27 protein-coding genes and 1 pseudogene are annotated in these 24,592 nt (G+C 62.4%); 16 read left to right on the top strand and 12 right to left on the bottom strand.

Annotated elements, in window-relative coordinates:
• Positions 1 to 45 precede the first annotated feature (45 nt).
• Positions 46 to 2,349, bottom strand: a pseudogene (locus NKJ93_RS17320) (FdhF/YdeP family oxidoreductase).
• Between the two features lie 145 nt (positions 2,350 to 2,494).
• Between NKJ93_RS17320 and NKJ93_RS17315 the strand changes: the two are divergent.
• From NKJ93_RS17315 to NKJ93_RS17295, 5 genes are all read left to right on the top strand, one after another.
• Complete coding sequence (locus NKJ93_RS17315) at positions 2,495 to 2,713, top strand: hypothetical protein (protein ID WP_352547439.1); 219 nt, start codon at positions 2,495 to 2,497, stop codon at positions 2,711 to 2,713.
• Between the two features lie 27 nt (positions 2,714 to 2,740).
• Positions 2,741 to 3,178 (top strand): GFA family protein, encoded by a 438-nt coding sequence (locus NKJ93_RS17310; protein WP_352482796.1) that lies wholly within the window; start codon positions 2,741 to 2,743, stop codon positions 3,176 to 3,178.
• A gap of 19 nt (positions 3,179 to 3,197) precedes the next feature.
• Positions 3,198 to 3,485, top strand: a complete 288-nt coding sequence (locus NKJ93_RS17305; RefSeq protein ID WP_352482795.1) for a hypothetical protein — start codon at positions 3,198 to 3,200, stop codon at positions 3,483 to 3,485.
• Positions 3,486 to 3,623: 138 nt separating this feature from the next.
• Complete coding sequence (locus NKJ93_RS17300; RefSeq protein WP_031193315.1) at positions 3,624 to 3,803, top strand: hypothetical protein; 180 nt, start codon at positions 3,624 to 3,626, stop codon at positions 3,801 to 3,803.
• Positions 3,804 to 3,806: 3 nt separating this feature from the next.
• Complete coding sequence (locus NKJ93_RS17295; RefSeq protein WP_352482793.1) at positions 3,807 to 4,025, top strand: hypothetical protein; 219 nt, start codon at positions 3,807 to 3,809, stop codon at positions 4,023 to 4,025.
• Positions 4,026 to 4,068: 43 nt separating this feature from the next.
• Here NKJ93_RS17295 and NKJ93_RS17290 read toward each other — a convergent pair whose 3' ends face one another.
• Positions 4,069 to 4,299, bottom strand: coding sequence for a hypothetical protein (locus tag NKJ93_RS17290; protein WP_352547441.1), 231 nt, complete (start codon positions 4,297 to 4,299; stop codon positions 4,069 to 4,071).
• 483 nt (positions 4,300 to 4,782) lie between these two features.
• On the opposite strand from NKJ93_RS17290, the gene NKJ93_RS17285 reads away from it, so the two are divergent.
• From NKJ93_RS17285 to NKJ93_RS17245, 9 genes are all read left to right on the top strand, one after another.
• On the top strand, positions 4,783 to 5,499 hold the full coding sequence (locus NKJ93_RS17285) for a GntR family transcriptional regulator (RefSeq protein ID WP_352590360.1): 717 nt from the start codon (positions 4,783 to 4,785) through the stop codon (positions 5,497 to 5,499).
• Complete coding sequence (locus NKJ93_RS17280) at positions 5,499 to 6,593, top strand: LLM class flavin-dependent oxidoreductase (RefSeq protein ID WP_023716644.1); 1,095 nt, start codon at positions 5,499 to 5,501, stop codon at positions 6,591 to 6,593. The genes NKJ93_RS17285 and NKJ93_RS17280 overlap by 1 nt, the downstream gene beginning before the upstream one ends.
• Entirely contained in the window at positions 6,593 to 7,138 is a 546-nt protein-coding gene (locus tag NKJ93_RS17275) for a flavin reductase family protein (protein ID WP_352493919.1), read from the top strand. The genes NKJ93_RS17280 and NKJ93_RS17275 overlap by 1 nt, the downstream gene beginning before the upstream one ends.
• Positions 7,139 to 7,230: 92 nt before the next feature.
• Entirely contained in the window at positions 7,231 to 8,208 is a 978-nt protein-coding gene (dctP, locus tag NKJ93_RS17270; protein WP_352482789.1) for a TRAP transporter substrate-binding protein DctP, read from the top strand.
• Between the two features lie 79 nt (positions 8,209 to 8,287).
• A complete protein-coding gene (locus NKJ93_RS17265) occupies positions 8,288 to 8,800 on the top strand; it encodes a TRAP transporter small permease (protein ID WP_023716647.1) in 513 nt (170 codons plus the stop codon).
• 3 nt (positions 8,801 to 8,803) lie between these two features.
• Entirely contained in the window at positions 8,804 to 10,114 is a 1,311-nt protein-coding gene (locus NKJ93_RS17260) for a TRAP transporter large permease (RefSeq protein WP_352482787.1), read from the top strand.
• 26 nt (positions 10,115 to 10,140) lie between these two features.
• Positions 10,141 to 10,854: a hypothetical protein gene (locus NKJ93_RS17255; RefSeq protein WP_352482785.1), complete on the top strand. Its 714-nt coding sequence runs from the start codon at positions 10,141 to 10,143 to the stop codon at positions 10,852 to 10,854.
• A gap of 43 nt (positions 10,855 to 10,897) precedes the next feature.
• Complete coding sequence (locus NKJ93_RS17250; RefSeq protein WP_023716650.1) at positions 10,898 to 11,656, top strand: HpcH/HpaI aldolase family protein; 759 nt, start codon at positions 10,898 to 10,900, stop codon at positions 11,654 to 11,656.
• 12 nt (positions 11,657 to 11,668) lie between these two features.
• Positions 11,669 to 12,625, top strand: a complete 957-nt coding sequence (locus NKJ93_RS17245; RefSeq protein WP_352547444.1) for a C-terminal binding protein — start codon at positions 11,669 to 11,671, stop codon at positions 12,623 to 12,625.
• Positions 12,626 to 12,863: 238 nt separating this feature from the next.
• Here NKJ93_RS17245 and NKJ93_RS17240 read toward each other — a convergent pair whose 3' ends face one another.
• From NKJ93_RS17240 to NKJ93_RS17205, 8 genes are all read right to left on the bottom strand, one after another.
• Positions 12,864 to 13,343, bottom strand: a complete 480-nt coding sequence (locus NKJ93_RS17240) for a MaoC/PaaZ C-terminal domain-containing protein (protein ID WP_352590357.1) — start codon at positions 13,341 to 13,343, stop codon at positions 12,864 to 12,866.
• Between the two features lies 1 nt (position 13,344).
• On the bottom strand, positions 13,345 to 14,421 hold the full coding sequence (locus tag NKJ93_RS17235; protein ID WP_352590354.1) for a Gfo/Idh/MocA family protein: 1,077 nt from the start codon (positions 14,419 to 14,421) through the stop codon (positions 13,345 to 13,347).
• Positions 14,414 to 14,743: an L-rhamnose mutarotase gene (locus tag NKJ93_RS17230; protein WP_352590351.1), complete on the bottom strand. Its 330-nt coding sequence runs from the start codon at positions 14,741 to 14,743 to the stop codon at positions 14,414 to 14,416. The genes NKJ93_RS17235 and NKJ93_RS17230 overlap by 8 nt, the downstream gene beginning before the upstream one ends.
• A 9-nt stretch (positions 14,744 to 14,752) precedes the next feature.
• Positions 14,753 to 15,865, bottom strand: coding sequence for a mandelate racemase/muconate lactonizing enzyme family protein (locus NKJ93_RS17225; RefSeq protein ID WP_352590348.1), 1,113 nt, complete (start codon positions 15,863 to 15,865; stop codon positions 14,753 to 14,755).
• 4 nt (positions 15,866 to 15,869) lie between these two features.
• Entirely contained in the window at positions 15,870 to 16,967 is a 1,098-nt protein-coding gene (locus NKJ93_RS17220; RefSeq protein WP_023716655.1) for an ABC transporter ATP-binding protein, read from the bottom strand.
• A 1-nt stretch (position 16,968) separates the two neighbouring features.
• Positions 16,969 to 17,835 (bottom strand): carbohydrate ABC transporter permease, encoded by an 867-nt coding sequence (locus NKJ93_RS17215; protein WP_352590345.1) that lies wholly within the window; start codon positions 17,833 to 17,835, stop codon positions 16,969 to 16,971.
• Positions 17,836 to 17,837: 2 nt separating this feature from the next.
• Positions 17,838 to 18,734 carry a carbohydrate ABC transporter permease gene (locus tag NKJ93_RS17210; RefSeq protein WP_352482776.1) on the bottom strand — a complete coding sequence of 299 codons (897 nt, stop codon included), beginning with the start codon at positions 18,732 to 18,734 and terminating at the stop codon, positions 17,838 to 17,840.
• Positions 18,735 to 18,876: 142 nt separating this feature from the next.
• Positions 18,877 to 20,196 (bottom strand): type 2 periplasmic-binding domain-containing protein, encoded by a 1,320-nt coding sequence (locus tag NKJ93_RS17205; protein ID WP_352590343.1) that lies wholly within the window; start codon positions 20,194 to 20,196, stop codon positions 18,877 to 18,879.
• Between the two features lie 158 nt (positions 20,197 to 20,354).
• Between NKJ93_RS17205 and NKJ93_RS17200 the strand changes: the two genes are divergently transcribed.
• Positions 20,355 to 21,143 carry an IclR family transcriptional regulator gene (locus NKJ93_RS17200; RefSeq protein WP_352502210.1) on the top strand — a complete coding sequence of 263 codons (789 nt, stop codon included), beginning with the start codon at positions 20,355 to 20,357 and terminating at the stop codon, positions 21,141 to 21,143.
• A gap of 67 nt (positions 21,144 to 21,210) precedes the next feature.
• The gene (locus NKJ93_RS17195; RefSeq protein WP_352590340.1) at positions 21,211 to 22,047 is read left to right on the top strand and encodes an amidohydrolase family protein; all 837 of its coding nucleotides are present in this window, start codon (positions 21,211 to 21,213) and stop codon (positions 22,045 to 22,047) included.
• A 219-nt stretch (positions 22,048 to 22,266) separates the two neighbouring features.
• Here the strand turns inward: NKJ93_RS17195 and NKJ93_RS17190 are convergent, their stop codons facing one another.
• Positions 22,267 to 23,409 carry an extracellular solute-binding protein gene (locus tag NKJ93_RS17190; protein WP_352590494.1) on the bottom strand — a complete coding sequence of 381 codons (1,143 nt, stop codon included), beginning with the start codon at positions 23,407 to 23,409 and terminating at the stop codon, positions 22,267 to 22,269.
• A gap of 20 nt (positions 23,410 to 23,429) precedes the next feature.
• Complete coding sequence (locus tag NKJ93_RS17185; protein ID WP_352590337.1) at positions 23,430 to 24,590, bottom strand: CaiB/BaiF CoA transferase family protein; 1,161 nt, start codon at positions 24,588 to 24,590, stop codon at positions 23,430 to 23,432.
• Between the last annotated feature and the right edge of the window lie 2 nt (positions 24,591 to 24,592).

The raw sequence follows: 24,592 nt of genomic DNA, 5'->3' as shown, positions 1-24,592 counted from the left end.
CAAGCCACATCCGCATAGTGCGTGCCTGCCGCGAACAACGAACGCCTAGGCAACAATCCGCACCGGTACCGATTTGGCGGCCGGGACATGAGCCTTCTCGGCTCTGTGCCAGAGAGGAATCAGCGGGTTGAGCTCGGGATAATAACCGGCGCAATTTCCCTCCGGCACTGAGAAAGGCGTGATGCGCAGCCCGCGCACGCGGCGCTCCACGCCATCCTGCGCATTGGCTTCGAGATCGACCTCCTGTCCCGCGCTCAAGCCGAGGCGCTGGATATCCTTCTCGTTCATCAACAGCACCATGCGTGTGCCGCTGATGCCGCGCAGCCGGTCGTTGTAGCCGTAGACGGTCGTGTTGAACTGATCGTTGGAGCGGCGGACCGTGATCAGTGTCAGCACATCGCGGCCGACGACATCGATGTCAGGATCGGTTTCAAGGCCAGTTGGCAGCTTGAAATTGGCCTTCTTGTTCGGCGTCTCCCACACCCGCTTGCTCGCCTTGATGTCGCGATGGAAGCCGCCGGGCGTCAGGAAGCGCTTGTTGAAGTCGCGGAAATGCTGGGGGTAGCAGCGCTCGATCTCGTCACGGATGCGGGAGTAGTCGCCAACCCATTCATCCCAAGGGATCGAACTCCTGCCCGGCACCGTCGCCTTGGCAAGTTCGGCGACGATCCTGGGCTCGGAAAGCAGATGCGGCGAAGCCGGAGGTCGCGATCCGAACGAACCATGGATACAGGCAGTGGAATCCTCTATCGACACCCTTTGATCGCCACTCGCCTGATGATCTCTTTCCAGCCGTGACAGGCAAGGCAGCAGATAGGTTGTCCGGCCGGCGATGAGGTGGCTGCGGTTGAGCTTGGTCGCGATCTCGACATGCAGGTCGAGCCCACGCCAGGCTTTCTCGACCAGGCCGGTTTCCGGCACGGCCCGCACGAAATTGCCGCCGAGCCCGACGAAGCCCTTGACCGATCCGTCCATGACGCCTTCGCAGGTCTCGACCGTATCGAGACCTTTCTCACGCTTCGGTTCAAAGGCGTAGAATTCGGCGAACTTGTCGAGCGGGACGAGCTCGGGTTTTTCCGATATGCCGACGGTGCGCTGTCCCTGGACATTGGAATGGCCGCGCAGCGGCGAAATACCGGCGCCGGGTTTTCCGATATTGCCGCGCATCATCAAAAGGTTGCACAGCATCTGGACGTTCTCGGTGCCGTGCCGATGCTGGGTCAGGCCCATGCCGTAATTGCCGATCACCGCGTTGGCATGGCTGTAGACCTCGGCGACATGCTCCAGATCGGCCTGCGCAATGCCCGATCGGGCGACGATATCGCTCCACTGGGTGTTGCGCAGGAAGGCTTCGAACTCGGCGAAGCCATGCGTGTGCTCGGCGATGAAAGCCGTATCGAGGGCACGCGTCCTGCCGCTTTCGCGGGCGGCATCGTCGAGCGCCAGCAACGCTTTGGCGAATACCCGTTATCGTGGCGATGTCGCCGCCCGAACGGACCTGGAAGAAGTCGCTGGACATTTTGGTGCCCGGTCCGGGCGATAGCATGTCGATGGGGTTTTGCGGATTCTTGAAGCGCTTCAGTCCCCGCTCGGGCAAGGGATTGAAAGTGAAGACGGGCACGTTGCGTTGACGTGCCTCTTGCAGCGGATGCAACAGGCGCGGCGCCGTCACCCCGGTGTTGTGCCCGAAGAAGAACATCATGTCGCATTTCGCAAAGTCTTCGAGCTGCACGGTCCCGACCGGCGAGCCGATCGATTCCGGCAAGCCGACCGAGGTCGATTCATGACACATGTTGGACGAATCGGGCAGGTTCGAAGACCCGTAGATCCGCGCAAAAAGCTGATACATGAACGAGGCCTCGAGCGAGGCGCGGCCGGACGTGTAAAATACCACCGATTTGGGATCGAGCCGTCGCAATTCGGCAGCTATGTCGCGGAATGCATCGTCCCAGGAAACCGGTTCGTAACGGTCGACGGCGGCATTGTAGCGCATGGGCTCCGTAAGCCTGCCCTGTTTCTCCAGATCGTCGTCCGGCCAATCGAGCAATTCCGCCACCGAATGCTCGGCGAAGAAAGCGGGTTCGCAGCGCAGCTTGGTCTGGTCCCACATCGTCGCCTTGGCGCCGTTTTCACAGAATTCGAAAGGCCTCGGCTGAGCTGGCTTCGCCCATGAGCAAGACACGCACATATAGCCGTCGGCCTTGTTCTGCTTGAGCAGCGTGCTCCATATCCCGGACAATAGCAGGCCTTCGCCACGCGCCTTGCGGACCAGCGATTTGAGCGATCCCAGCCGCCTGTCGGGTGGTCGTATTTCTTGGTTTCAATGCGATCGGTTACCGCGGGTTTCATGCAAGCCACTCCCTGTAGAAGAGCACTCATACGAACCCGCCGTGAGGCTGAATGTTCCCGGCCGGCTCCGTCCCGTCACGCAGTCCGTCTAACCGGAACCATTTCCGCCATCGTTTGTTCGGCTCAAAGAAAGGAGCCGTGCGAAATGGAGCGACGTAACGCGTTAATTGCAATTGTGATTTCGGCCATCATCATCGTCGGCTTCCTCATAGGCTTTTTGTACGGCGATATGGGCTGGCAGACTTCGCCGCTCAAAAGAGCCGCTGAACAGAACCAGGGTGGCAATGCTCCGGCCGATACCTCGCCTGCCGCCGGCATCAAGAAGAACCCCAAGGAAAATACCGAAATGCCGGGCCAGCAGTGAAGGCGAGTCCAGCCATGAAGTTAGCCAATGCCACGAACTGAAACGGGTTCCTGTTTTTGCGGCGCCATAACGGCGCAAATGCGCGGCGAGCCGTTCTGGGTTTGCTCCGATCACGACGACGACTGTCGCAAGGCGATAGGAAGCCCGCTAACGGTGTGGGTCGGTTATCGGCCTTCTGAATTCACCTTGCTCACCGGCATACCGAAGACCTTTTCGAAAACCCCCGGTGTGCTCCGGTCCTTCTGCGCGGATTGCGGAACATCGATCGGCTATGTCGACCAGGGCCTGCCCGACGAACTCTATCTGGCGATCGGCTTTCTCGATCACCCCGAACGGTTTCCGCCACAGGCCCACGCATACTGGGACATGAGGTTACCCTGGGTCGACTTTCCAGACGAGCTGCCGCGGGTGGGGATGTATTCGAGGCGGCGAGATCCGGCCTTCGGAAATCCGGCGGAACGCTAGCTTTCGATCCCCTTGCTGGTTGGAAAACGCGCCATTCGGGCTTCGTACGAAAACAACAATTGGCGCGCGGCTGAAAACGCGCGATCATGTGTCAATGGGCCGCCGTTTGGATGACAAGCTCGATTGCAAGGCGTGCGGGACGATCCTGATGGAGATTCCCGACAACCCGAAGGATTCCACACCGATCTATTGCAGCAATTGCGGCGCCTATCTCGGCGAATGGGGCGATCTGCAGGAGGACTTCTTCAGGCAGGCGTTCGGTGCCCAGGCCTTCGATCTGAACAACGGAAACATCATCAAGAAATAATCCTGGATTGTGCGGGCACCCCGCCGGCCCCAAGCCACGGCCTGTGGACCCGGCTCGTTGCGGCAATCGCCGTTCGTATCGGACCCTCGGGAACCTTTCTCCCGAGCCGCTTGTTTGGGTGGCGGAAGGAGAAACGCCATGAGCACGAAACCTCCCCCTGTGCCGCCGAAGAATCTGAGCCCAAAGGGCGCCGGTGACAAAAAATCGGTAGCAGCCGACCAGGCACCGCAATCCACCGTCCCCGATCCCGACAAGCAGGGTCAGCAAGGCAATACGAAGGTCAACACCACTCATCAAGGCAACGTCCAGGATCGCTAGGCCATGTCCACGTCGAAGAAAACTCCTGCCAGCATCCGCCAGGGCGGTCCCGGCGCCGCGCACGAAAACGCCAAGAAGCCGCTGAGCGTCGAAAAGCCGCCGGCCGATTCAGACCTGCGCAGCCACAGCAAGGTCTCCGGCGGCGGCGGCGAACGCGACAGCCACCATACCCATGACCCCGAAAAGAAAGGCGACACTCGGCCGGCGCATCAGGACAAGTGAAGTCGGGCGGCGACGCGACTACCGATGGGGCTCGAGCGAAATGTCAGCGGGGACGGCGCGCCAAGGCAATCGGCACGACGTTGTCGACATTGATCACCGGCAAATCGAACAGCATCGGAAGCCCCCGCGTCGCGGCCATTTCCACGATCAGCTCCTCGATGGAGTGATCGGTCAGAAGGGTTTCGACGCCCAGCCGGATCATCGCCGCCAGCTTGTGCACCGGCACCGGCACGGACTTCGCCCGGTCGTCGAGCAACTTGCTGATTTCGATCACGACGTCGGCGTCGATATTCCTGGGCAAGTCTCGCATAAGCGCCTCCCCGCCAAACGAAACGAAAAGCCCGCCGCACCTTTCGATACGGCGGGCGATCCAGTAATGCGCACCGGCGAGGGGATCGGGGGTGGGCGTGCCGGCGCGCGCAGATCGCAAGTAATTTTAGTTAAATCCGCCAACTTCGATGTGTCACGGAAAAACGTCTGTACGTTTTTTACCGAACCGCGCGGATCGTTAGCTGTCCCCGCCGTCGCGCGGCGCGGCAGCACAGACGGCGCGATCCTCTGCCCTCCGGACAGCGAGCTCAAACAGTATACATTATAGACTTGAAATATCTTGCCAGGTGATCCAGCCTGTGCTCCACTTGAGCCGGGAACATGGCTGACAGGTCGATTTCTGCCGATATATGGCTGCATTTCAACGGCACGACTGCGAGATCACAGCCTCAAACGATATACGAAATCTTCGCATGGGAAGGCGTGGATGACGGAAACGATAGAGCTCAAACGGGTTGGCGATGGCAATCTGCGTGCCCAGGTCTATCAACAAGTCCGGCTGACGATACAGCATGGCGAATTGGCGCCTGGCCAGAAGCTGGTCGATGTCGATATTGCCGCCCGGGTCGGCATTTCCAGAATGCCTGTCCGCGACGCCTTGATGCAGTTGGTGCATGAGGGCTATCTCGTCGGCACCACACGCGGCTTCACGCTGCCCACGCTTACCGCAACGGATGTCGCCGACATCTTCGAGGTCCGCCGGTTGCTCGAGCCGCGGGCCGCCGCGCACGCCGCACGGACACTTGACGCCGCTGGCCTCAAGACCCTGGCAGCCGCGCTCCGGGAGGCAGAGGCTGCGGCCGCAGATGGCGATGCCGACCGCTTTTTCCAGGCCAATTCGGCATTCAGGAATTGTTGGCTTGGCGCGGTCGCGAACGAGCGTCTTTCACAAACGATTGCCCGCTTCGCCGACCATGTACTCGTCGTCCGTTTAAGGACGCTGTCGCACCAGCCGACGCAGGCCGTGATCGTGGCCGGCATGCGCGCCATCTACGAGGCATTCGTCAAGCGCGACGCCGTCGCCGCTTACGACTGCATGACGCACTTCATTCAGAACGCCGAGGAGCGTTTCATGAAGCTGAGCCCACCGTTTCAAAACTCCGACGGCGAGGGCAAGAGCATGTCACGGCGGGGGAAATCATGATCAGGAAGCAGCACCCGCTGAAAGGGCCGAACAGGTTCAAGCTCGGCGTCTTTTCCATGAACGCCGATGGCGGCCTGGCAATGACCACCGTCCCCGAGCGCTGGCGTGCCCGCTGGGAAGACAACCTCAACTCCGCCTGCATCGCCGATCGCGCCGGCCTCGAGTTTCTGCTGCCGATCGCCCGCTGGCGCGGCTTCGGCGGTTTGACGCATGTGCGGGAATGGTCGTTCGAGACGTTCACCTGGGCGGCGGGTCTTGCTGTCGCCACCGAAAACATCGGCCTGTTCATGACGGTGCATGTGCCGCTGGTTCATCCGCTGCAGGCTGCAAAAGCGCTGGCGACGGTCGACCACATCTCCAACGGGCGTGCCGGCTTGAACATCGTCTGCGGCTGGAACCCGGACGAGTTCGCCATGTTCGGGCAGACGGTCGGCGAGCGGACCTACGATCAGGCCGAGGAATGGATCAACATCATCGTGCGTGCCTATCAATCGAGGGAGCCGTTCGACTTCAGCGGCGAGTTCTACGATCTGAAGGGGGTCGTCAGCCGCCCGCCAAGCCTGCAGGCGCCGCGACCGGTGACCATGAACGCCGCCTTCGGCGCGCCGGGGCGCAACTATGCGGCGCGCCACTGCGACTACCTGTTTTCGACTTTTTCCGAAATTGCCGACGGCCGTGCGCATGTGGTCGACATCACCAACCGAGCGGCCGAAGTCGGACGCGAAGTCGGCGTCTATACGGTTTGTCACGTCGTCTGCCGGGAAACCCAGCAGGAAGCCGAGGATTATTACCGGCATTACGCGCTGGAATGCGCGGACGAGGGCGCCGTCGACGAGCATATGCGCAAGAAGAAGGAATTCGCGAACTCGCATGATGCGAAGGCCTTCACCGAATATCGGCAAAGGTTCGCCGGCGGTGCTGGAACTTTCCCGCTCATCGGCACGCCGGAAAAGATCGTCGACGACCTCACTGCGATCATGGACCAGGGTTATTCCGGCGCCGCCCTCACATTCGTCAACTATACCTACGAATTGCCCTTCTTCTGCGACCGCGTGCTGCCGCTGATGCGCCAGGCCGGGCTTCGAGTAAATTGATGCCGGCGGCCGCCATTCCGACGCCGTGGGTGGATGGACACGACGCCATCAATCCGCGCGCCTTCAAGCAGGCAATGCGGGCCGTGGCGGGCTCGGTCGCCATCCTCGCGTCGGAACATGACGAGATCGGCTTTTGCGGCATCACGGCGACAGCACTCTGCTCGTTCAGTGCCGAGCCGCCTTCGCTGCTGGCCTGCGTCAACCGCAGCAGCACCTTTGCCTCGGCCATTCGCGAAGGCTTGCCCTTTTCGGTCAATCTGCCAGCCGGCGACCAGGAGAACGTTGTGCGTGCCTTTGGCGGCATGACCAAAGCCAAGGGGGCCGCGCGGTTCTCGTCCGGATCATGGGTGCGTGGCGAAACCGGCGCGCCCTTGCTTGTCGGCGCGCGGGCAATGTTCGAATGCCGGGTGGCCGAAATCATTGTGCGGGCGTCGCACATGATCGTCATCGGCATCGTCTCAGGCGTCGCGCTGGACCGCGCTGACCGATCGCCGGTCTTCTACGCACATGGACGGTTCCTGACAGTAGGAGATGATGCCAGTTAACCGCCGTTCGCGTGGCGGCGCAGCGATTGTAATTTTCAGATCGGCCCGATCATGGGCCGGATCATGGGCGAACTATCAAAGGGAGTACGGCAATGCGCATTTGGAAATCCCTTGTTCTGGCTGCACTCATGTCGGGTGTGGCGGGTATCGCCACGGCCGACGAGGTCGTCCTCAACGCGGTGCATTTTACGCCGACGCAGAACGGCTACGCCCAGAGCTTCCTGAAGTTCGTTCAGAAGGTGAACGAAAAGGGCAAGGGCGTGGTCCAGATCAACGTGCGTGGCGGGCCGGAGGTCATTCCGCCGATCCAGCAGGGCGCGGCGCTCAGGAGCGGCCTGATCGACGTGATCGACACGCCGGCAGGGCAGTTCCTCGAGCTCGTGCCCGAAGGCGAGGTGTTCTCCGCATCGACAAAGACGCCGTGGGAGGTTCGCGAGAATGGCGGCTGGGACTTCATCAGCGGAATTTTCGAGAAGAAGGCCAATGCCCATCTGCTGGCGCATGTCGACGCGGGCTCGGGCTTCAACGTCTTCACCATCGACGAACCCAAGCTCAACAGCGAAGGCAGCATCGACTGGAGCAGCCTGAAGATCCGCTCGTCGCCGCTCTATCGCGATTTCCTTGAATCCCTGGGCGCAACGGTGATCGTGCAAGCGCCAGGGGACGTCTACACCTCGCTCGAGCGCGGCGTCGTCAATGCCAACGCCTATACCGTGTTTGGCTATGCGTCGTTCGGCTGGGACAAGTTCACCAAATACCGTGTCGACCCGCAATTCTTCAAAACCGACGTGCTGATCTCGATCAACAAGGCCAAATGGGACACGCTGTCGCCCGAGGCGCAGAAGCTGCTTGCCGACACGGCCGTCGAATACGAGCGCGCGAGCTATGACGCCAATCTTGCCGAGTCGGAAAAGCAGGCACAGGCGATGATCGACGGCGGGCAGAAGGTGATCAGCTTGACCGGTGCCGGCCGCGACAAATTCCTGGCGGCTGCCACGCAGGCGAGCTGGGCGAGAATGGCCAAACGCGATCCCACCAACATCGATCAGTTGAAGAAATTCTTCCAGTAGCCGAGCGGAGGCTGCCTTGTAAGCCCTCCATCAAAGCTGGGCAAAAGCGGGGCAACGGTGGACATGAGGGTCGTCGGACATGGACAGATTGTTTGCAGCGATTGCGAAGCTGAGCCTTGCGTTGGCGGCGACGGCAAAAGTGGTGCTTGGCCTCATCATCGTCGCGGTGGTTGCTGATGTATGCGTCCGCAATCTGGGCCTGAGGCCGCTTGCCTGGGCAGTATCGGCGACGGAATACGGCCTGCTTTACGCGGCATTCCTGCCGATGCCCTGGCTGGTCCACAGCAAGGGCCATGTCTTCGTCGAGTTCCTGCGCAAGGCGCTGCCGATGCGGGCTCGGGCGGTGCTTGAAAAACTGGTCTATCTCGCCTGCATCGGCGTCAGCCTCTACCTTGGCAGCGTCGCCTTGTTTTCCCTGACAAGCGCCGTGGCGGGCGGCGAATATGAAACGCGCAGTTTCGACATGCCGAAATGGCTGGTCTTTCTGCCCATCATGCTCGCCTTCTACCTCTCTGCGCTGGAATGGCTCAGATATCTCCTCGGCCGTGACACGCTGTACACGCTCGATCCGCTGGAAATGGAAGGGCTCTGACCGGTGGCCTGGCTGTTTCCATTCGCCGTGCTTGTTGGCACCATCCTCGTGTTGATGGGGCTTGGGCTGCCGGTCGCCTTCGCTTTCTTCGTCACCAATGTGATCGGGCTGTACCTGTTCTTCGGCGGTTCGATCGGCGTGACGCAGATGGTCGCCAACTTCTCCGACGCCGTCTCGACCTATGCGCTCGCTCCGCTGCCGATGTTTCTTGTCATGGGCAGCCTGTTCTTCCGCTCCGGCCTCGGCGAGAAGGTCATCTACGCGCTCGACCTGTGCATCGGCAATCTGCGCGGACGCCTCGCTTATGTCGTTCTCGCCGCCGGCACCATCTTTTCCGCGCTGTCGGGCTCGAGCCTCGCCAATACCGGCATGATGGGTTCGCTGATGGTGCCGGAGATGCTGAAGCGGGGCTACAAGCCGCATATGGCCTACGGCCCGGTGCTTGGCGCCGGAAGCCTTGCCGTCATCATCCCGCCATCCTCGCTGGCCGTCTTGCTCGGCTCGCTGGCCCAGATCGACGTAGGCGCGCTGCTCATAGCGGGGGCTTTGCCCGGGCTGCTCCTCGTTGTCATGTACGCGGCGCTGATCTTCGCACAGACGAAGATCGATCCGGACGCCGCTCCGCACTATCCGGTGCCCGCCGTTCCTGCGGCCGAGAAGGTGAGGGCGGTTGCCGTCAACATCATTCCGATGAGCGTCATCGTGTTCATGGTGGTTGGCACGATCATCCTTGGAATAGCGACGCCGACGGAATCGGCGGGGCTCGGCTGTGCCGCCGTGTTCGCCTTGTTGTTTGTCTACCGGCGGTTCAGCTGGTCGGTTGTCTGGAAGTCGCTGGACGATGCGATGAAGGTCACCGGCATGACCTTCCTGATCATCTCGGCTTCGACGACGTTTTCGCAGATATTCGCCTTCTCCGGCGCCTCCAACGGCTTTATCCAGTTCATCGTCGGCTATGATCTTGGACCGTATCCCATGCTGCTCATGATGGTGCTCGTCATCCTGCTGCTCGGCATGTTCATGGATCAGGTCTCGATGATGCTGATCACGCTGCCGATCTTCCTGCCTATCGCCCACCAATTCGGCTACGAGCCGGTATGGTTCGGGCTGATCCTGCTGCTCGCCTACGAGGTCGGCTTCACCACGCCGCCGTTTGGTCTGCTGCTGTTCATCATGATCGGTGTTGCGCCGAAAGGCACATCGCTCAAGACGGTTGCCATGTCAGCGGCACCCTACATCGCGCTGACGCTTTTGCTGATCCTGCTGATTGTCCTCTTTCCGCAGATCGCTCTCTTTCTTCCGAATTTGATCTAGTCGAACTCGATCCAGCAGGTGTCCAAATGCGCTTTGCCTATCTTGCTTTCTTCCATGATGACCGCGAGGCAAATTTGGCCATCGCCGGTGAAGACGTTGATGCCGTGCGGGGGGTGATTGCATCGACGCCGGGCCTTGCGCTTGCAAACATCTATCTGCCCGAAGTGGCGACGGACATGTTCAACAAGGATGGCCCACCGCCGGTCTTTGGCTTCCAGCTCTATTTCGACGAATTGGCGGACATGGAGGCGGCGCTGGCGCCGTCCGGCCATCTGCAGGCGCTTGCCGCACCGGGTATGCTGTCGAGCGTCGCCGGTTCGAGGCCGACGCAACAGGCTATGTGCGTGCGTCCGTTTCCCGTCGACGACGCTGGCGTCCAGACGTCGGGGCTCCCCTGCAGCTATCTTGTCCACTATCCCGGGCCGGCCGAAGACATGAATGTCTGGCTCTACCACTATGTGACGCATCATCCGCAATTGATGCGGGGCTTCCCCGGCATTCGCCACATCGAGGTTCTGTCGCGACTGGATTGGTGCGGTTCGCTGCCCTGGCCGCGCATCGACCATATGCAGCGCAACCGGGTCATGTTCGACAGCCCCGCGGCATTGACGCACGCCCTGCAGTCGCCGGCGCGGCTGGAGATGCGCGCCGACTACAAGACTTTCCCGCCGTTTTCAGGCGGCAGCCGGCATTTCCCGATGTCGACGGAAGCCGTGCATCCTTTGCCGCGGGCCACATAGCGCAAACAGGTTTTGCCGACGCCGAAAAATCTCTGGAGATTTCATGTACGACTTTCGCAAGAAATGTGTCTCTCTCGATCGCCTCATCGGCACGTTCTGCGCCATCCCGCACCCGGTGGCGGTCGAAGTGGCGGCCGCCAGCGGGGTCGATTTCCTGTGCATCGACTGGGAGCATTCGCAGATCGGCCGCGAACGGCTCGAGGATCTGGTTCGCGCCGCCGATGTCCACAAGGTTCCCGCGATGGTGCGCGTTCCCGGCCACACGCCGGAATGGATGGCGGCCGCGCTCGACGCCGGCGCGTCGGGCGTCCTGGTACCCCGCGTCTCGACGGCCGAGCAAGCCCGCATGGTGGTCATGGCCTGCCGTTACCCGCCGGTCGGCGCACGTGGTGTCGGTCCAGGCCGCGCCGCCGGTTATGGCTACAGGATTCCGGACTACCTCAAATCGGCCAACGAGGTCCTGACGGTCGCCATCCAGGTCGAGACGGCCGAGGGCCTCGCCAACATCGACGACATCGTCCAGGTCGACGGCGTCGACGTGGTCTTCATTGGCCCCGGCGACCTGTCGGTCTCGATCGACGCCATGGGGCCGGCCGGCCAGGACAAGCTCAATGCCGCGATTACCAGGATTGCGGCCGTAGCGCGCGCGGCCGGCAAGGCCGTCGGCATCTTTCGCCCTTCGGCGGATGATGTCGGCAAATGGTCGCGGCACGGCATCAGCTTCTACATGCTGGCCAGCGACACGATGTTTCTCGGCGCCGGCCTTGCCGCCGGCGTCGCCTCGGCGCGCAGCGCCTCATAGCAAGAGTTTGCCATGAAGATCATCAAGACCGACGGTGTGCTGTCAGTCGAGGAGGAGCAGCTGCGCTACCTCGACGGCTTGAGCGCCGAGTTTGTCGAAAAGACGCTGCTCACAGAAGATGCCCTGATCGAACACTGCCGCGACGCCGACGCATTGATGGTATTGCGGGAGCCGATCACGGCTCGCGTTTTGGCGGAACTGAAGAACCTCAAGGTCATCGGGCGGTTCGGCGTAGGGCTCGACTCGATCGACGTCGAGGCCGCTAGCCGTGCCGGTGTTCAGGTAACCTACGTGCCGGACGCCAATCTGGTGGAAGTCAGCACCCACGCCATGGCCCTGATCCTGGCCTTGGCGCGCAGGCTGAAGCAGTTCGACAGCGCGGTGCGCGCCGGCCGCTGGGCGGCGATGACCGACGGTGCCGGCATCACGCGGCCGGACAGGCAGATTCTCGGGCTGATCGGCTTCGGCCAGATCGGGCGCCTGACTGCCGAGCGGGCGCGGGTCTTCGGCTATCATATCATCGCCTACGACCCGCATATGCCGGCAGAGCGCATCACGGCCGGCGGTGCCGAACCGGTCGGCTTCGACGAGCTGCTAGCCAGGGCCGACATCGTCTCGCTGCACGTTCCAGCGACACCGGAGACCAGAAACATCATGTCGGCGGATGCCCTGTCGCGGATGAAGGAAGGAGCGATATTCATTAACGTGTCCCGCGGCGGCCTCGTCGACGAGGTCGCGTTGGCGGATCTGATCCGGCGTCGCCATCTGGCAGGCGCGGGCATCGACACGTTCGAGCAGGAGCCGCCTTCGCCCGACAATCCGCTGCTGGCGCTGGACACCGTCCTGGTCAGTCCACACGCGGCGCACTACTCGACGCAGTCTTACGCGGAGGTTCGCAACAAGGTGTTTGCCGATGTCGCAGCGGTCCTGCGCGGCGGCAAGGCGGTATATCCGGTCAACCGGGTGTGACCAATTCCCGATGTCGGCATCATCCGCTGCCTGCCGGCAGTTCCACCTTAACGTTCCGGGGCAGGCAGCCTTGAGCGCGACCTCGGCAAGCGGATAAAGACGGGAACGGGTGAAGTGAATTCGCATTTTTTGCCGACAGCGCCACATTTTGTTCTTGCTTTGTGCCGGCAGCTATGCTACTAATTTACGTATGGTGCTGATTCGCACTGAGGACCCGCCGCAAGGCGGTTTTTTTGTTTCAGGTTTCGGGGCCGTCCGTCGACGCCCTGCTCGGCTTGTCGCGACGCTCGACGATGTAGATGTGGTCGGCGACCAGCACCACGTTGCCATGCTGGTTGATCACCTCGCAGCGCTCGACGACCCGGCCTGAATCGGGTCGCTTCGGGTCGTCTTCCTTGGCCGAGATGGTGGTGCGGGTCCTGATCGTATCGCCGATGAACACCGGCTTGATGAAGCGCAGCCTGTCGTAGCCATAGGAGAAGGCGACCGGGTTGACGACGCTCGCCGTCAGCCCGACGCCGACCGAAAAGACCAGCGTGCCGTGGGCGATGCGCTGGCCGAACGGCGTCGTCTTCATGAACTCGGCGTCCATGTGGTGGGGAAAGAAATCGCCGGTATGGCCGGCATGGACGACGAAGTCGGTCTCGGTGATGGTGCGCCCGCTGGTCATGCGCGACGAGCCGATCTGGTAGTCCTCGAAATAGACAGTCTGCTCCATGTCAGGGCCTCGCCGCTATCGGTGTTGCCGGCGCCGCGCTCGATTGGTAGGCGGCTTCGACCAGCGCCATGGTGTTCCAGCCGTCCTCGACGGAACTGACAAGCTCGGCGTCCTCGCCAGATGCGTAGCGCTGGACATTGGCCATGCGGCCGGCAAAGGCGTCCGGAAACCATGCGCCGACGAGTGGAACCGCAATCCAGTCCGTGCCGCCCTTGGGGTAGATTTCGAGGATGTCCGGCTCGCCGCGCGGATAGTCGAGGTTGACGCCCAGTTTGAGGTAGGCGGCGCCTTCGGTGCCGCAGATGCGGAATTCGCAGGCCTGGTGTTTTCGACCGAATTTGTGATCGTGGTTGATCGACAGTGCACAGCGCACGGTGTCGCCATAGTCGAGGATCGCGCTGGTGCGCGTTTGCGCGACCTTGTGGCCGGGGTGGCCGAGCGTCTTGGCGTGAACCCCCTTGGGGTCGCCGAGCAATTGCCGGATCAGGTCGAGATAATGGATCGAATGCATGGCGATCTCGACGCGCGGCGCCTGCAACAGGAATTCCCAGAGCTGCCAGGGTGTCGCCAGCGCCAGCCATGCGTCGAAATCGACCACTTCGCCCAGCCAGCCCTTGGCGATCGCATCCCTGAGCGCCAGCATCATCGGCGCGAAGCGCAGCTGGAAGTTCACCGCCGCTTGGAGGTCTTTGGAGCGGCAGATTTCGAGGATCTCGGTCGCCTCGCTGAGATTGCTGCCCATCGGCTTCTGGATCAGTGCCACCGCACCATCGGGCAGCGCCCTGAGCACGCCGGCATGATAGGCCGGCGGTGTCGCCAGGTCGAAGACGGCGTCCTTGATCGCAGCAGCTTCCTCGACCGACCGGTAAGCGGTGACGCCCCATTTCTGCGCCAGTTTTTCGGCCTTGGCCAGGTCGGGGTCGAAAAGCCCGGCAACCGGGAAACCGGCTTTCCCGTAGGCCGGGAAATGCGCATCGCCGACGATCGAGCCGGCGCCGAAAATCACGATCGGCCTGGGCTTTGACGGCTGTGCCCAGGCCTGGGAAAGCGAGGCAGGATCGAAGATGTCATCAGTCATAATGGAAGACTTCGTCCATCGACGCCCACCACTCGCCCTCCTTGCTGGTCGGCAGCGGCTCCTGGCATGGCATGCACAGCGCCCACCATTCCTGCGTCGTGGGATCGGCCGCCATCTTGGCCATGTCGGAGGCGAAATCGGTGCCGTGGTACTCGAAGGTGCTGAACAAAAGGTGCTCCGGCTCCCTCAGATAAATCGAATAATTCTTGATGTTGCAGGCGGAAATCATCTTGAGGACGTCCGGCCAGACGGCGGCGTGAAGCCGCACATACTCGGCGACTTTCTCCGGCTTGAGGCCGAGCACCATTCCCATTCGCTGCATGTCCGCCTCCTATTTCACTATCGTCGTGGTGAATTCCGCGATGCTCTTCGCCTTGATCGCATCCCAGTCCCAGTCGATGCCGATGCCGGACTCGTCCGGCGCCAATGCGTGCCCGTCCTCGATACGCATTTTCTTGCCGGTCAGCTCGTCGAGCTGGGGAATATACTCGACATATCTGCCGTTCTGAACGGCGCATGTCAGGCTGACATGCAGTTCCATCAGGAAATGCGGGCAGATGGGGATGTCGAACGCCTCGGCCGCGTGCGCCACCTTCAGCCACGGCGTAATGCCGCCGATGCGGCCGACATCGACCTGCACGATCGAACACGCGCCCTTCTGCATATATTCGCGGAAATGCCGGATCGAATAGAGCGACTCGCCGACCGCGATCGGCGTCGACGTCGCACTCGACAGCCGCACATGGCCGTCAATGTCGTCGGCCGGCAGCGGTTCCTCGATCCAGGCGAGGTCGAGGTCGCGAAAGCGTTCGGCCCGGCGGATTGCCTCGTCGACCGAAAAGCCCTGGTTGCAGTCGGTCATGATCTCGTAGGAGTCTCCAACCGCCCGGCGCACCGCCGTCAGCCGAGTAAGATCCTCGGAACCGTGCGGCTTGCCGATCTTGACCTTCGAGCCGCGAAAACCCTTGGCCTTGGCGGCCAGCGCATCCTCGACCAGCGCCTCGGTTTCGATATGCAGCCAGCCGCCTTCGGTCGTGTAGAGCGGGCAGCGGTCCTTGGCGCCGCCGGCCAGCTTCCACAGCGGCAGTCTCTGTTTCTTCGCCCGCAGGTCCCAAAGAGCAGTGTCGATGGCCGCCAGCGCGATTGCCGTGATCGCGCCGATCGTCGTGGCATGGGTGGCGAACTCCAACTCGCGCCAGACCGCCTCGATCATGTCGGCGTCGCGGCCGATCAGCCGCGGCGCAAGGTGGTCGGCCAGCAGTCGCATCACCGACGAGCCGCCGGTGCCGATCGTGTAGCTGTAGCCGGAGCCGACCGCGCCGTCGGCATCGGTGATGGTGACGATCGGTGTTTCCTGGCTGACAAAACTCTGGATGGCATCGGTGCGCTTGACCTTAGGCACCAAGTCGACCATGCGCAGTTCGACTTTCTCGATCTTTGCCATGATTTTAACCTCGCAATGTCTTGCCCGTTTCAGCAGAAAACAGATGGGCCTGCGACAGGTCCAGGCTCATCTTGACCCGGTCGCCGGCTTTGAGCGGCTTTGGATTGAGCATCCGTGATACCCAGTCGCTGCCGTTGAATTCGGCGAACACCAGCGTCTCATTGCCGAGCGGCTCGGTGACGGTCACCGGCAACTCGACCTGGTGGACGTCGACATCTTCGCCGGAGCTGATGCCGTGTCCGGTCGGATAGATGTCGTCGGGCCTGAGGCCGAACACGACCTTGTCGCCGGTTTCGACATTGGCTTTGAACTGGCTGGGCAGAGGCAGCTTCTCGCCGCTGGCGAACAGCAGCTGTCCGTCGTCGACAACCGCCTCATGCAGGTTCATCGGTGGCGAGCCGATGAAGCCCGCGACGAAGCGTGTCTGCGGCCGGCGGAACACCTCGTCGGGTGTGCCGACCTGCTCGATAAAACCGTCACGCATGATGACGATGCGGTCCGCCAATGTCATCGCTTCGACCTGGTCATGGGTGACGTAGATCACCGTCGACTTGACCTTGGCGTGCAGCTTCTTGATCTCGGTGCGCATCTGCGTCCGAAGCTTGGCGTCGAGATTGGAAAGTGGCTCGTCGAACAGGAAGACATCGGGATCGCGCACGATGGCGCGGCCCATGGCCACGCGCTGGCGCTGTCCGCCGGACAGCTGCGACGGCCGGCGGTCGAGCAATTGGTCGAGGCCGAGAATGCCGGACGCTTCGGCGACGCGACGGTCCATTTCTTCTTTCGCGGCGCCCGCGATCTTGAGCGAGAAGCCGAGGTTTTCGCGCACCGTCATATGCGGATAGAGCGCGTAGGACTGGAACACCATCGAGATGTTGCGCGAGCGCGGCGGCAGGTCGTTGACCATGCGGCCGCCGATCTCAATGACGCCGTCGCTGATCGCCTCGAGGCCGGCGATCATGCGCAGGGTTGTCGACTTGCCGCAACCGGACGGCCCGACCAGCGCGATGAACTCGCGGTCGGCGACCTCGAGATCGATGCCGTGCACCACCGCCACCGGGCCGTAGCTTTTGGTGAGATTCTTGAGCGATACGGTTGCCATGTCAGCCTTTCACCGCGCCGGAAGTGAGGCCGCCGACGAGGTGTTTCTGGACGATGAAGGTAAGCGTGAGCGCCGGTATGACCATGACCACGGCGAGCGCGCACATGCCGCGCCAGTCGATGGTGAATTCGGCCGTATAGTCGAGCAGGCCAACCGGCAGGGTCTTGGAGTTAATCGAGCGTGTCAGCTGCGAGGCCAGCGCGAACTCGTTCCACGAGGTGAGGAAGGCAAAGATTCCGGCCGAGGCGATGCCGGGCCCGGCGAGCGGAAACTCGACCTGCCAGAAGGCCTGCCAGCGCGTGCAGCCGTCGATCTGCGCCGCCTCGGCAAGGTCTTTCGGTACCTGGCGGAAAAAGCCGTCGATCAGCCAGATGGTGAAGGGCACATTGAGCGCGACATAGACCAGGATCAGCCCGAAATGCGTGTCGATGATGCCGAGCCGCGCAAAGACGAAGAACAGCGGCAGCGACAGCGCAATGCCGGGCACCGTGCGCGTCAGCATCAGGCCAAGGAACATCGCCGATTTGGCGCGGAAGCGATAGCGCGCAAAGGCATAGCCGCCGGCCATGCCGATGACGATGGCGATCAGCGTCGAGGTCACCGAGATGATCAGCGAATTGCGGAAGTAGTCGAGCACCGGAATGCCGCCCTGGCCGACGCCGCTGAACATCGCGACGTAGGCATCGAGCGAGAGTTGCTGCGGAATCCACACCGGCGGCTTGGCCATGATCTCGACAGTCGGCCGCAGCGACGACAGCACGATCCAGATGCCGGGCAGGCAGATGACCAGCATGGCCAGGAACAGCCCGATGCCATGGACGATCCGAAGCGCTTTGTTGCCGGCGCGATGCAGGCTGTTCTGGTCCATCCTCACCACTCCGCCGCGATCTGCGTGCGCGCCGCGGCGAGCTTGCGGTAGAAATAGACGGTGAACAGGATCGACAGCAGGATCGAGAAATAGGCCATGGCATTGGCCATGCCCATTCTGGCATCGCCATAGGCGGTGCGGGCGACCAGCGTCCAGACCAGCTCGGTGCGGCCGGCAGGGCCGCCGTCGGTCATGATCTTGACGATGTCGTAGGCGCGCGCGACGTCGAGCGAGCGGATGGTCATGGCGATGAAGGCAAACGGCATGATGAACGGCCAGGTGACATAGCGGAATGTCTGCCATGGCGTGCAGCCGTCGACGCGGGCCGCCTCGACCGGTTCGCGCGGCATCGCCAGCAGCCCGGCTAGGATGAGGATCGCGAACACCGAAGTCGACGACCAGATCTCGGCGGTCAGGATGGCGATGAAGGCGAGATTGCCGTCGATCAGCCACGGGATGGCGCGATCGGTCAGGCCGAGCGCCTGCAGGGCGTTGTTCACCAGGCCGATATTGTCGTTGAACATGAATTTGAACTGGAAGCCGACGAGGATCGGCGAAAACATCATCGGAAACATCATGATGGTGCGCAGGACCCGCTGGCCGCGCGAGGCTTTTTCCACCAGCAGGGCCAGCCCGAGACCGATCAGCATTTCCAGGTTGAGCGCCACCGTCAGCAGCACCACGGTACGGGCAAAGGCGATCCAGAAATCGCGGCTGGTCAGGATGGTGACGTAGTTGCGGGCGCCGATGAAGACCCAGAACGTCTCAGGCCTGGTCAGCCGGAACGGCGTGAAGCTGGAGTAGAGCGACAGCAGCAACGGCACCACCACCACGGCCGCCAGCACGATCACCGCCGGCAGCAGGAGCAGCAATGGTGGCGAGGGTCTCCAGCCTTTCATGGCGATCCGGTTCTGGTTGGTGCCCGGACACCGAAGCCCGCCATCGGCGAGCTGGGATCAAGACAAAGCGGGTTGCGCATGGTTCGAAAAAAGTTCGGGGGCGCCGCTCTTCAATGAGCGCGGCGCCCCCTTGGGAGAATGGTCAAAGCTTGCCGGCGTCCTCGAGGATCTGGGTGGCCTTGGCGGCAGCGTCGTCCAGCGCCTGCTTGGAGGTCTTGTCGCCAAGGATGGCGGCCTGCAATTCGGGATAGACGGCGTTGGAGATTTCGATCCATTCAGGTGTCTGCGGCACGGCGAAAGCGTGCTTTGCCTCTTCCTGGAAAGCCGCCAGCACTTCCTTCTTGTAAGGATCGTTTGCCGCCTGCTGGATGTCCCAGTCCCACACCGCCGTGCGGGTCGGCAGAGGTCCGCTTGCCGCCTCGAGCTTCTGGCTGTCCTCATTGGTCAGGAACCAGACCAGCGAAGCGGCCGCTTCCTTGCTGGCGCAGTTTTCGGTGACCGAAAACCCGTGGTGCCCCGACCAGCCGGTGCGAATGCCGGCCGATCCCTTCGGCGCCACCTTCACGCCGACATTGCCGGCGACCTTCGACGACTTCGGATCGTTGAAGAAGCCTGCCCAGCCAGGCCAATCGAGGTTGATGGCGACCGTGCCCGAGGCAAAACCCTGGCCGAGATCGTCCCACAGATAGTTGGTGGTGCCGGCCGGCACCGCCTTGGCCTTGTAGAGATTGACGAACCAGTCGAGCGCGTGCACGCCGGCCTCCGAGTTGAAAGCGGGCCTGCCGTCCTTGTCGAGGTACTCGCCGCCGTCGGCGATGAGCATCTCGTAAAAACGGCCGTTGATCGCCTCTTCCTTGCCGGCGAACTGGGTGCCATAGAAATCGGGCGGGCTGGCGAAGAATTCCGCCTGCTGGGCGACCTCGTCCCAGGTGTCGGGCGGTGTCAGTTCCTTGCCGTACTTGGCCTTGTAGGCGGCCTTCTTGGCTTCATCCTGATAGAGGCTCTTCTGGTAATAGAGCGCCGAGACATCGAACTGCGCGCGCGGCAGCATTACCAGCTTGCCGTCGAGCGTCGAGGCCTTGATCGTCGACGGCACGAAGTCGTCGATCTCCTCCTTCGGCAGCAGCTTGTTCAGGTCGGTGTAGATATCAGGATATTGCGGCGCGAAGGACGAGTGGTTCGAGCCGACGCACCAGTTGATGCTGCCGGAGGCGATGTCCGACTTGATCTCCTTGTCGAGCTCGAAGTGGTTCTTCTTCGAGATCACGTTGACCTTGGCGCCGGTCAGTTTTTCCCATTCGCCGATCCGCGCGTAGAGCCCTTCATATTGCTGGCCGCCGATCAGCTTGGCGTCGATGGTGACGCCGTCAAATTTGCCGGGCAGTTCGGCAGCAAGGGCAGCACTAGCACCAAACGCGAGTAGCGTTACGCCGGCCGACAGGCCGCAAAACAGTTTCGTCATTGGTATCCTCCCAAAGAGCCTGCATCGATCGCGTAGCGAGGTCGATCGGCAGCTTCATTCATATACAAACAAAACATTTATAGGATCGTCAAGCCGAAAGTTCTTTCGGAAGCAAGGCTGTTGCGTATATGAAAAGTGAAATTCACTGGAGAGGCGCAATGGCAGAGGACGAGGAAGACGACCGGTATCGAGCCCCGGCGCTGGACAAGGGGCTCGACATCCTCGAGCTGCTGGCCGGCGTCGACGGCGGCCTGACGCAGGCGGAAATCGCCAAGAAACTCGACCGCAGCCCGAATGAGTTCTACCGCATGCTGGATCGGCTGGTGCGTCGCGGCTACGTCACGCGGCCGGATGGCGACCGTTATTCGCTGACGCTCAAGCTGTTTGGCCTGGCGCAGCTGCACGCGCCGGTGCGCCGGCTGGTTTCCTATGCGACGCCGCTGATGCGCGAACTGGCCGAAACCACACAGCAGGCAAACCAGCTCGTCGTCTTCGATCGCGGCTCCGCCGTGGTCATTGCCCAGCAGGAAGCGCCGGATTACTGGGGCATCTCCATCCGCGTCGGCTCGCATATCAGCCTGTTCGACACCGGGTCCGGCCATGTGCTGCTGGCGTTCCGCCCGCCGGAAGAGCGGCAGATGATGATTTCCGAACATCTGCGCAGCACCGACAAGCCACCGCAATCGCCAGAGTTTTTCGCTCGCCTCGATCAGATCCGGGAACGCGGCTACGAGATGATGGCGTCGATGCAGACGGCCGGCGTGTTCAACCTGTCGACACCCGTTCTCGGCTCGGACGGCAAGGCAATCGCCGCACTGTCGATCCCCTACATAACCCTGGTCAACGCACCCAAGGCGCCCGACATCACCAGGACGATAGAGCTGCTGCTGGCAGCGACCGAAAAGCTGTCGCAACTGGCGGGATCGACTGTCAAGCAATCGCGATGAATTCTTATTTGAATGAAGAATTTCTCCGTGAGATGATCTCGAAGTCGCCAAGGAGGAGCGCGCCGCCATGATCTTCGACACCCATCTGCACCTGATCGACCAGTCCGCCCTGCGCTATCCATGGCTGGCCGGCGTGCCGGCGCTCAACCGCGATTTCCCCTACGACGAATATGCAGTCCAGGCCCGTCGCGCTGGCATCGACGGCGCGTTCCATATGGAGGTCGATGTCGATCCAGCCGATATCGAGGCCGAAACCGGCCATGTCAAAGCGCTCTCGCGGCAAAAGGGCAGTTTGCTGAGGGGAGCGATTGCCTCCTGCCGTCCGGAGGAGCCCGGCTTTGCCGCTTATTTGGAAACGCAGCGCGCAGATCCTTTCGTCAAGGGCTTTCGCCGTGTGCTGCACGTCATGCCCGATGAGCTGTCGGAGGGCGCGCTGTTCCGCGAAAACATCAAGCGGCTAGCCGGCAGCGGCCTGACCTTCGATCTTGTCGTTCTGCCGCACCAGATCCCCAAGGCGATCGCACTCGCCGATCTCGCGCCGGATGTGCAGTTCGTGCTCGACCATTGCGGCGTGCCCGACATCAAGGGCGGTGCCGAGCACCCCTGGCGCGAGCATATGGCGGAGATCGCGCGGCGCCCGAACGTCGTCGGCAAAATTTCCGGTGTGGTCGCCTATGCGGATGCCGGATCCTGGACTGTCGATACGCTGCGTTCCTATGTCGAGCACACCATCGCATGCTTCGGCTGGGAACGCGTCGTCTGGGGCAGCGACTGGCCGGTCTGCACGCTTGGCGGCGGGCTTGCGACCTGGATTGCGGCAACGCACGCGCTGCTTGCCGGCACCAGCATCGATGAACGGCAAAAGCTGCTCTCCGGCAACGCCAAGCGGCTGTGGAGTTTGTAAGCAGCTTCAGATCGTCGCCGACACGTGCCGCTCGCGGCCGTAGAGCGAAACCAGGAGCACGATGACCAGGCCAAGTGCCGCCTGCACGGTCGAGGGCCGGAAGCCGAGGCCGATCAGGACACGTCCTGTGCGCAGGCTATGGTCGTGACCGATGCAAGTGCGGTTGCGGCCATAAGGCCGCGGATCAGGCTGTTCATGTTCTCCTCCGTTCGGTTGTTTTCAGGCTCCTCCGCCGGCAACGCCGGACACCTGCGTCGAAAGGCTTTCCCGAAACAGGCGATTGAGATCGGCAACGACGCGAGCGGCATTGTGCCTTTCGCTCAGGCCGAGATTGATGCGATCTGACGCCGCCTGCTGGAAGGACATGTAGCCGTCGTGCCGCGGCCTGACCCAGGCACCTTCGAGCGTGGCTCGGGTGTCCTTGTAGAAATTGCCGGTGGCAGCGTTGACGGCGGCATCCTCCCAGGCTGCCGCATGGCCGGGCTGGCCGCCGGCCGAGGCGTAAGGGCCGCGCTGCACGTCACCGCTGGCGATCCAGTAGGCGAAGTCGATGGCCGCCTGCCTGGCCTTCGAAAAAGCTGACACCGCAATGCCGGTCCCGCCGAGCGCCGAGCCTTTGGGGCCGGCATTGCCCGCGGCCGGGATATCCGCGAAAGCCAGGCGGTTGGGTCGAAACCCGGCGATGGCATAGGAGACATAGCCATAGATCAGCGGTGCACAGGCGATCCGTGATCCCGATCCGGCCATTTGCTCCAGAACCGCGATCGGATCCATGCCAAGGCATGCCGGATCGACGAGGGCCGCGATCTCGCGCATCATCCCGAAAACCTGCTTGCCCGTTGCCGGATCCACATGGTCGCCGGGGCCTTCGCCGGCGGGCCGGCCGAGATTGCCGGCAAGCGTGTAGAACACCATCAGCGCATGCGGCGGCCTGAGCGGCAACAGCACGTGGCCTTGCCGGGCCAGATCGAGCGCATCGGCCCAGTTCGCCGTTGCAGCCGAAAGCATGTCCGGCCGCCAGGCCTCCACCTGGCTGGCCGCGTCGATCGGAAACGCCCACTGCCTGCCTTGCCAGTTGTAGCTTGGATAGGACCGGCCGACGCTGCCCGTCGCAAGTGCTGCACGTTCGGCGTCCCGGCCGGCCGCATCGAGCGGCGTCAAACAATTCTCGGCGGTGATCTGGCCGACATGCGGATGGTCGATGACGATCAGATCATAGGCACGGGCCAATTCCTCGACCGGGAAGGATTCGAAATCCTGCAGCGAGCGCTTGTCCCATTCGATGGCGACGCCGGTGCGTTCCGTCCACAGCGCCGAACAGGCGACCATCGGATCATAGCCGCGCGGATGGCTCCAGGTCATGCCTTTGAGCGTCACGTCGCTCACAGCCCGAACTCCTCGCGGATTTTTGCGCTGTGCTCGCCGATGCGTGGCGCGGCCCGCTCGACCTTGGCGCGGATGCCGTCGACCCTGAGCGGCGAGCGCGTGGTGAGGATCGAAACGTCATCCTCGCGCGTCACCGTCTGCAGCATGTCGAGAACCTGGAAGCCTTCGCTGGCCATCATTTCCGGCCAGGTCAAAACCTTGGCGCACCAGATGTCGGCGGGCTCGAGGATGCCGAGCCACTCATCCACCGTCCTGGTCGCGATTTTTTGCGCGATGATCGCCTTGATCTCGTCGCGGGCGGTGAACCAGGTCGACGGCTGATCGCGGTAGGGCGCAAGCTCTTCGAGGCCCAGAAGATCGGCCAGCTTCGATATCGGCGTCATGGCGATCGCCAGATAACCGTCCTTGGCCGGATAGACGCCGTAGGGCGCCGACAGATAGGCATGGGCGCTGCGGAAAGATGACCGCCGCGGCAGCCGGCGTCCGTCATTGAGATGCGTCGTCAGCACCTCGAACTGGAAGTCGACCAGTGCTTCGAGCAGGCTGGTCTCGACATGGCTGCCCTTGCCGGTCACGCCGCGCCGCACCAGTGCGGCAAGGATGCCTTGCGCGGCGGCGGAGCCGGCCAGCATGTCGGCAATGGCCAGCCCGAAGGGCACCGGCCCCTGGTCCTCGTCGCCGTTCAGCCACATCACGCCGGAGCGGGCCTGCGCCAGCAGATCCTGACCGGGCCGCTTGACCCAGGGGCCTTCCTCGCCATAGCCGCTGATCGAGGCATAGACCAGGCGCGGATTAATCTTGCGCACCGCCTCGTAATCGAAGCCCAGGCGTTCGATGACGCCGGGCCTGAAATTCTGGATCAGCACGTCGGCCTTGGCCAGCAGGCCGCGCAGCGCCGCAAGATCGGCCTCGTCCTTCAAGTCGATGGCAAGGCTTTCCTTGGCGCGGTTGATGGCATGAAAAATGGTGGAATCGCCACCGATCTCGGTGTCGCTGAGATAAAGCCGGCGCGACAGGTCGCCGCCATCCGGCCGTTCTATCTTGATGACGCGCGCGCCGAGGTCGAGCAGTCTAAGTGAACAGTAAGGCCCGGACAGGAACTGGCTCATATCGACGACGATGAGCCCGGTCAGCGGCAGTTCGGCAATGGCCGCCATTG

Origin of the sequence: Mesorhizobium sp. M0028, assembly GCF_040323855.1 — a bacterium.
GTDB lineage: Bacteria > Pseudomonadota > Alphaproteobacteria > Rhizobiales > Rhizobiaceae > Mesorhizobium.
The sequence above is the reverse complement of the archived record's forward strand: the minus strand, read 5'-3'. Positions and strand labels throughout refer to the sequence as shown.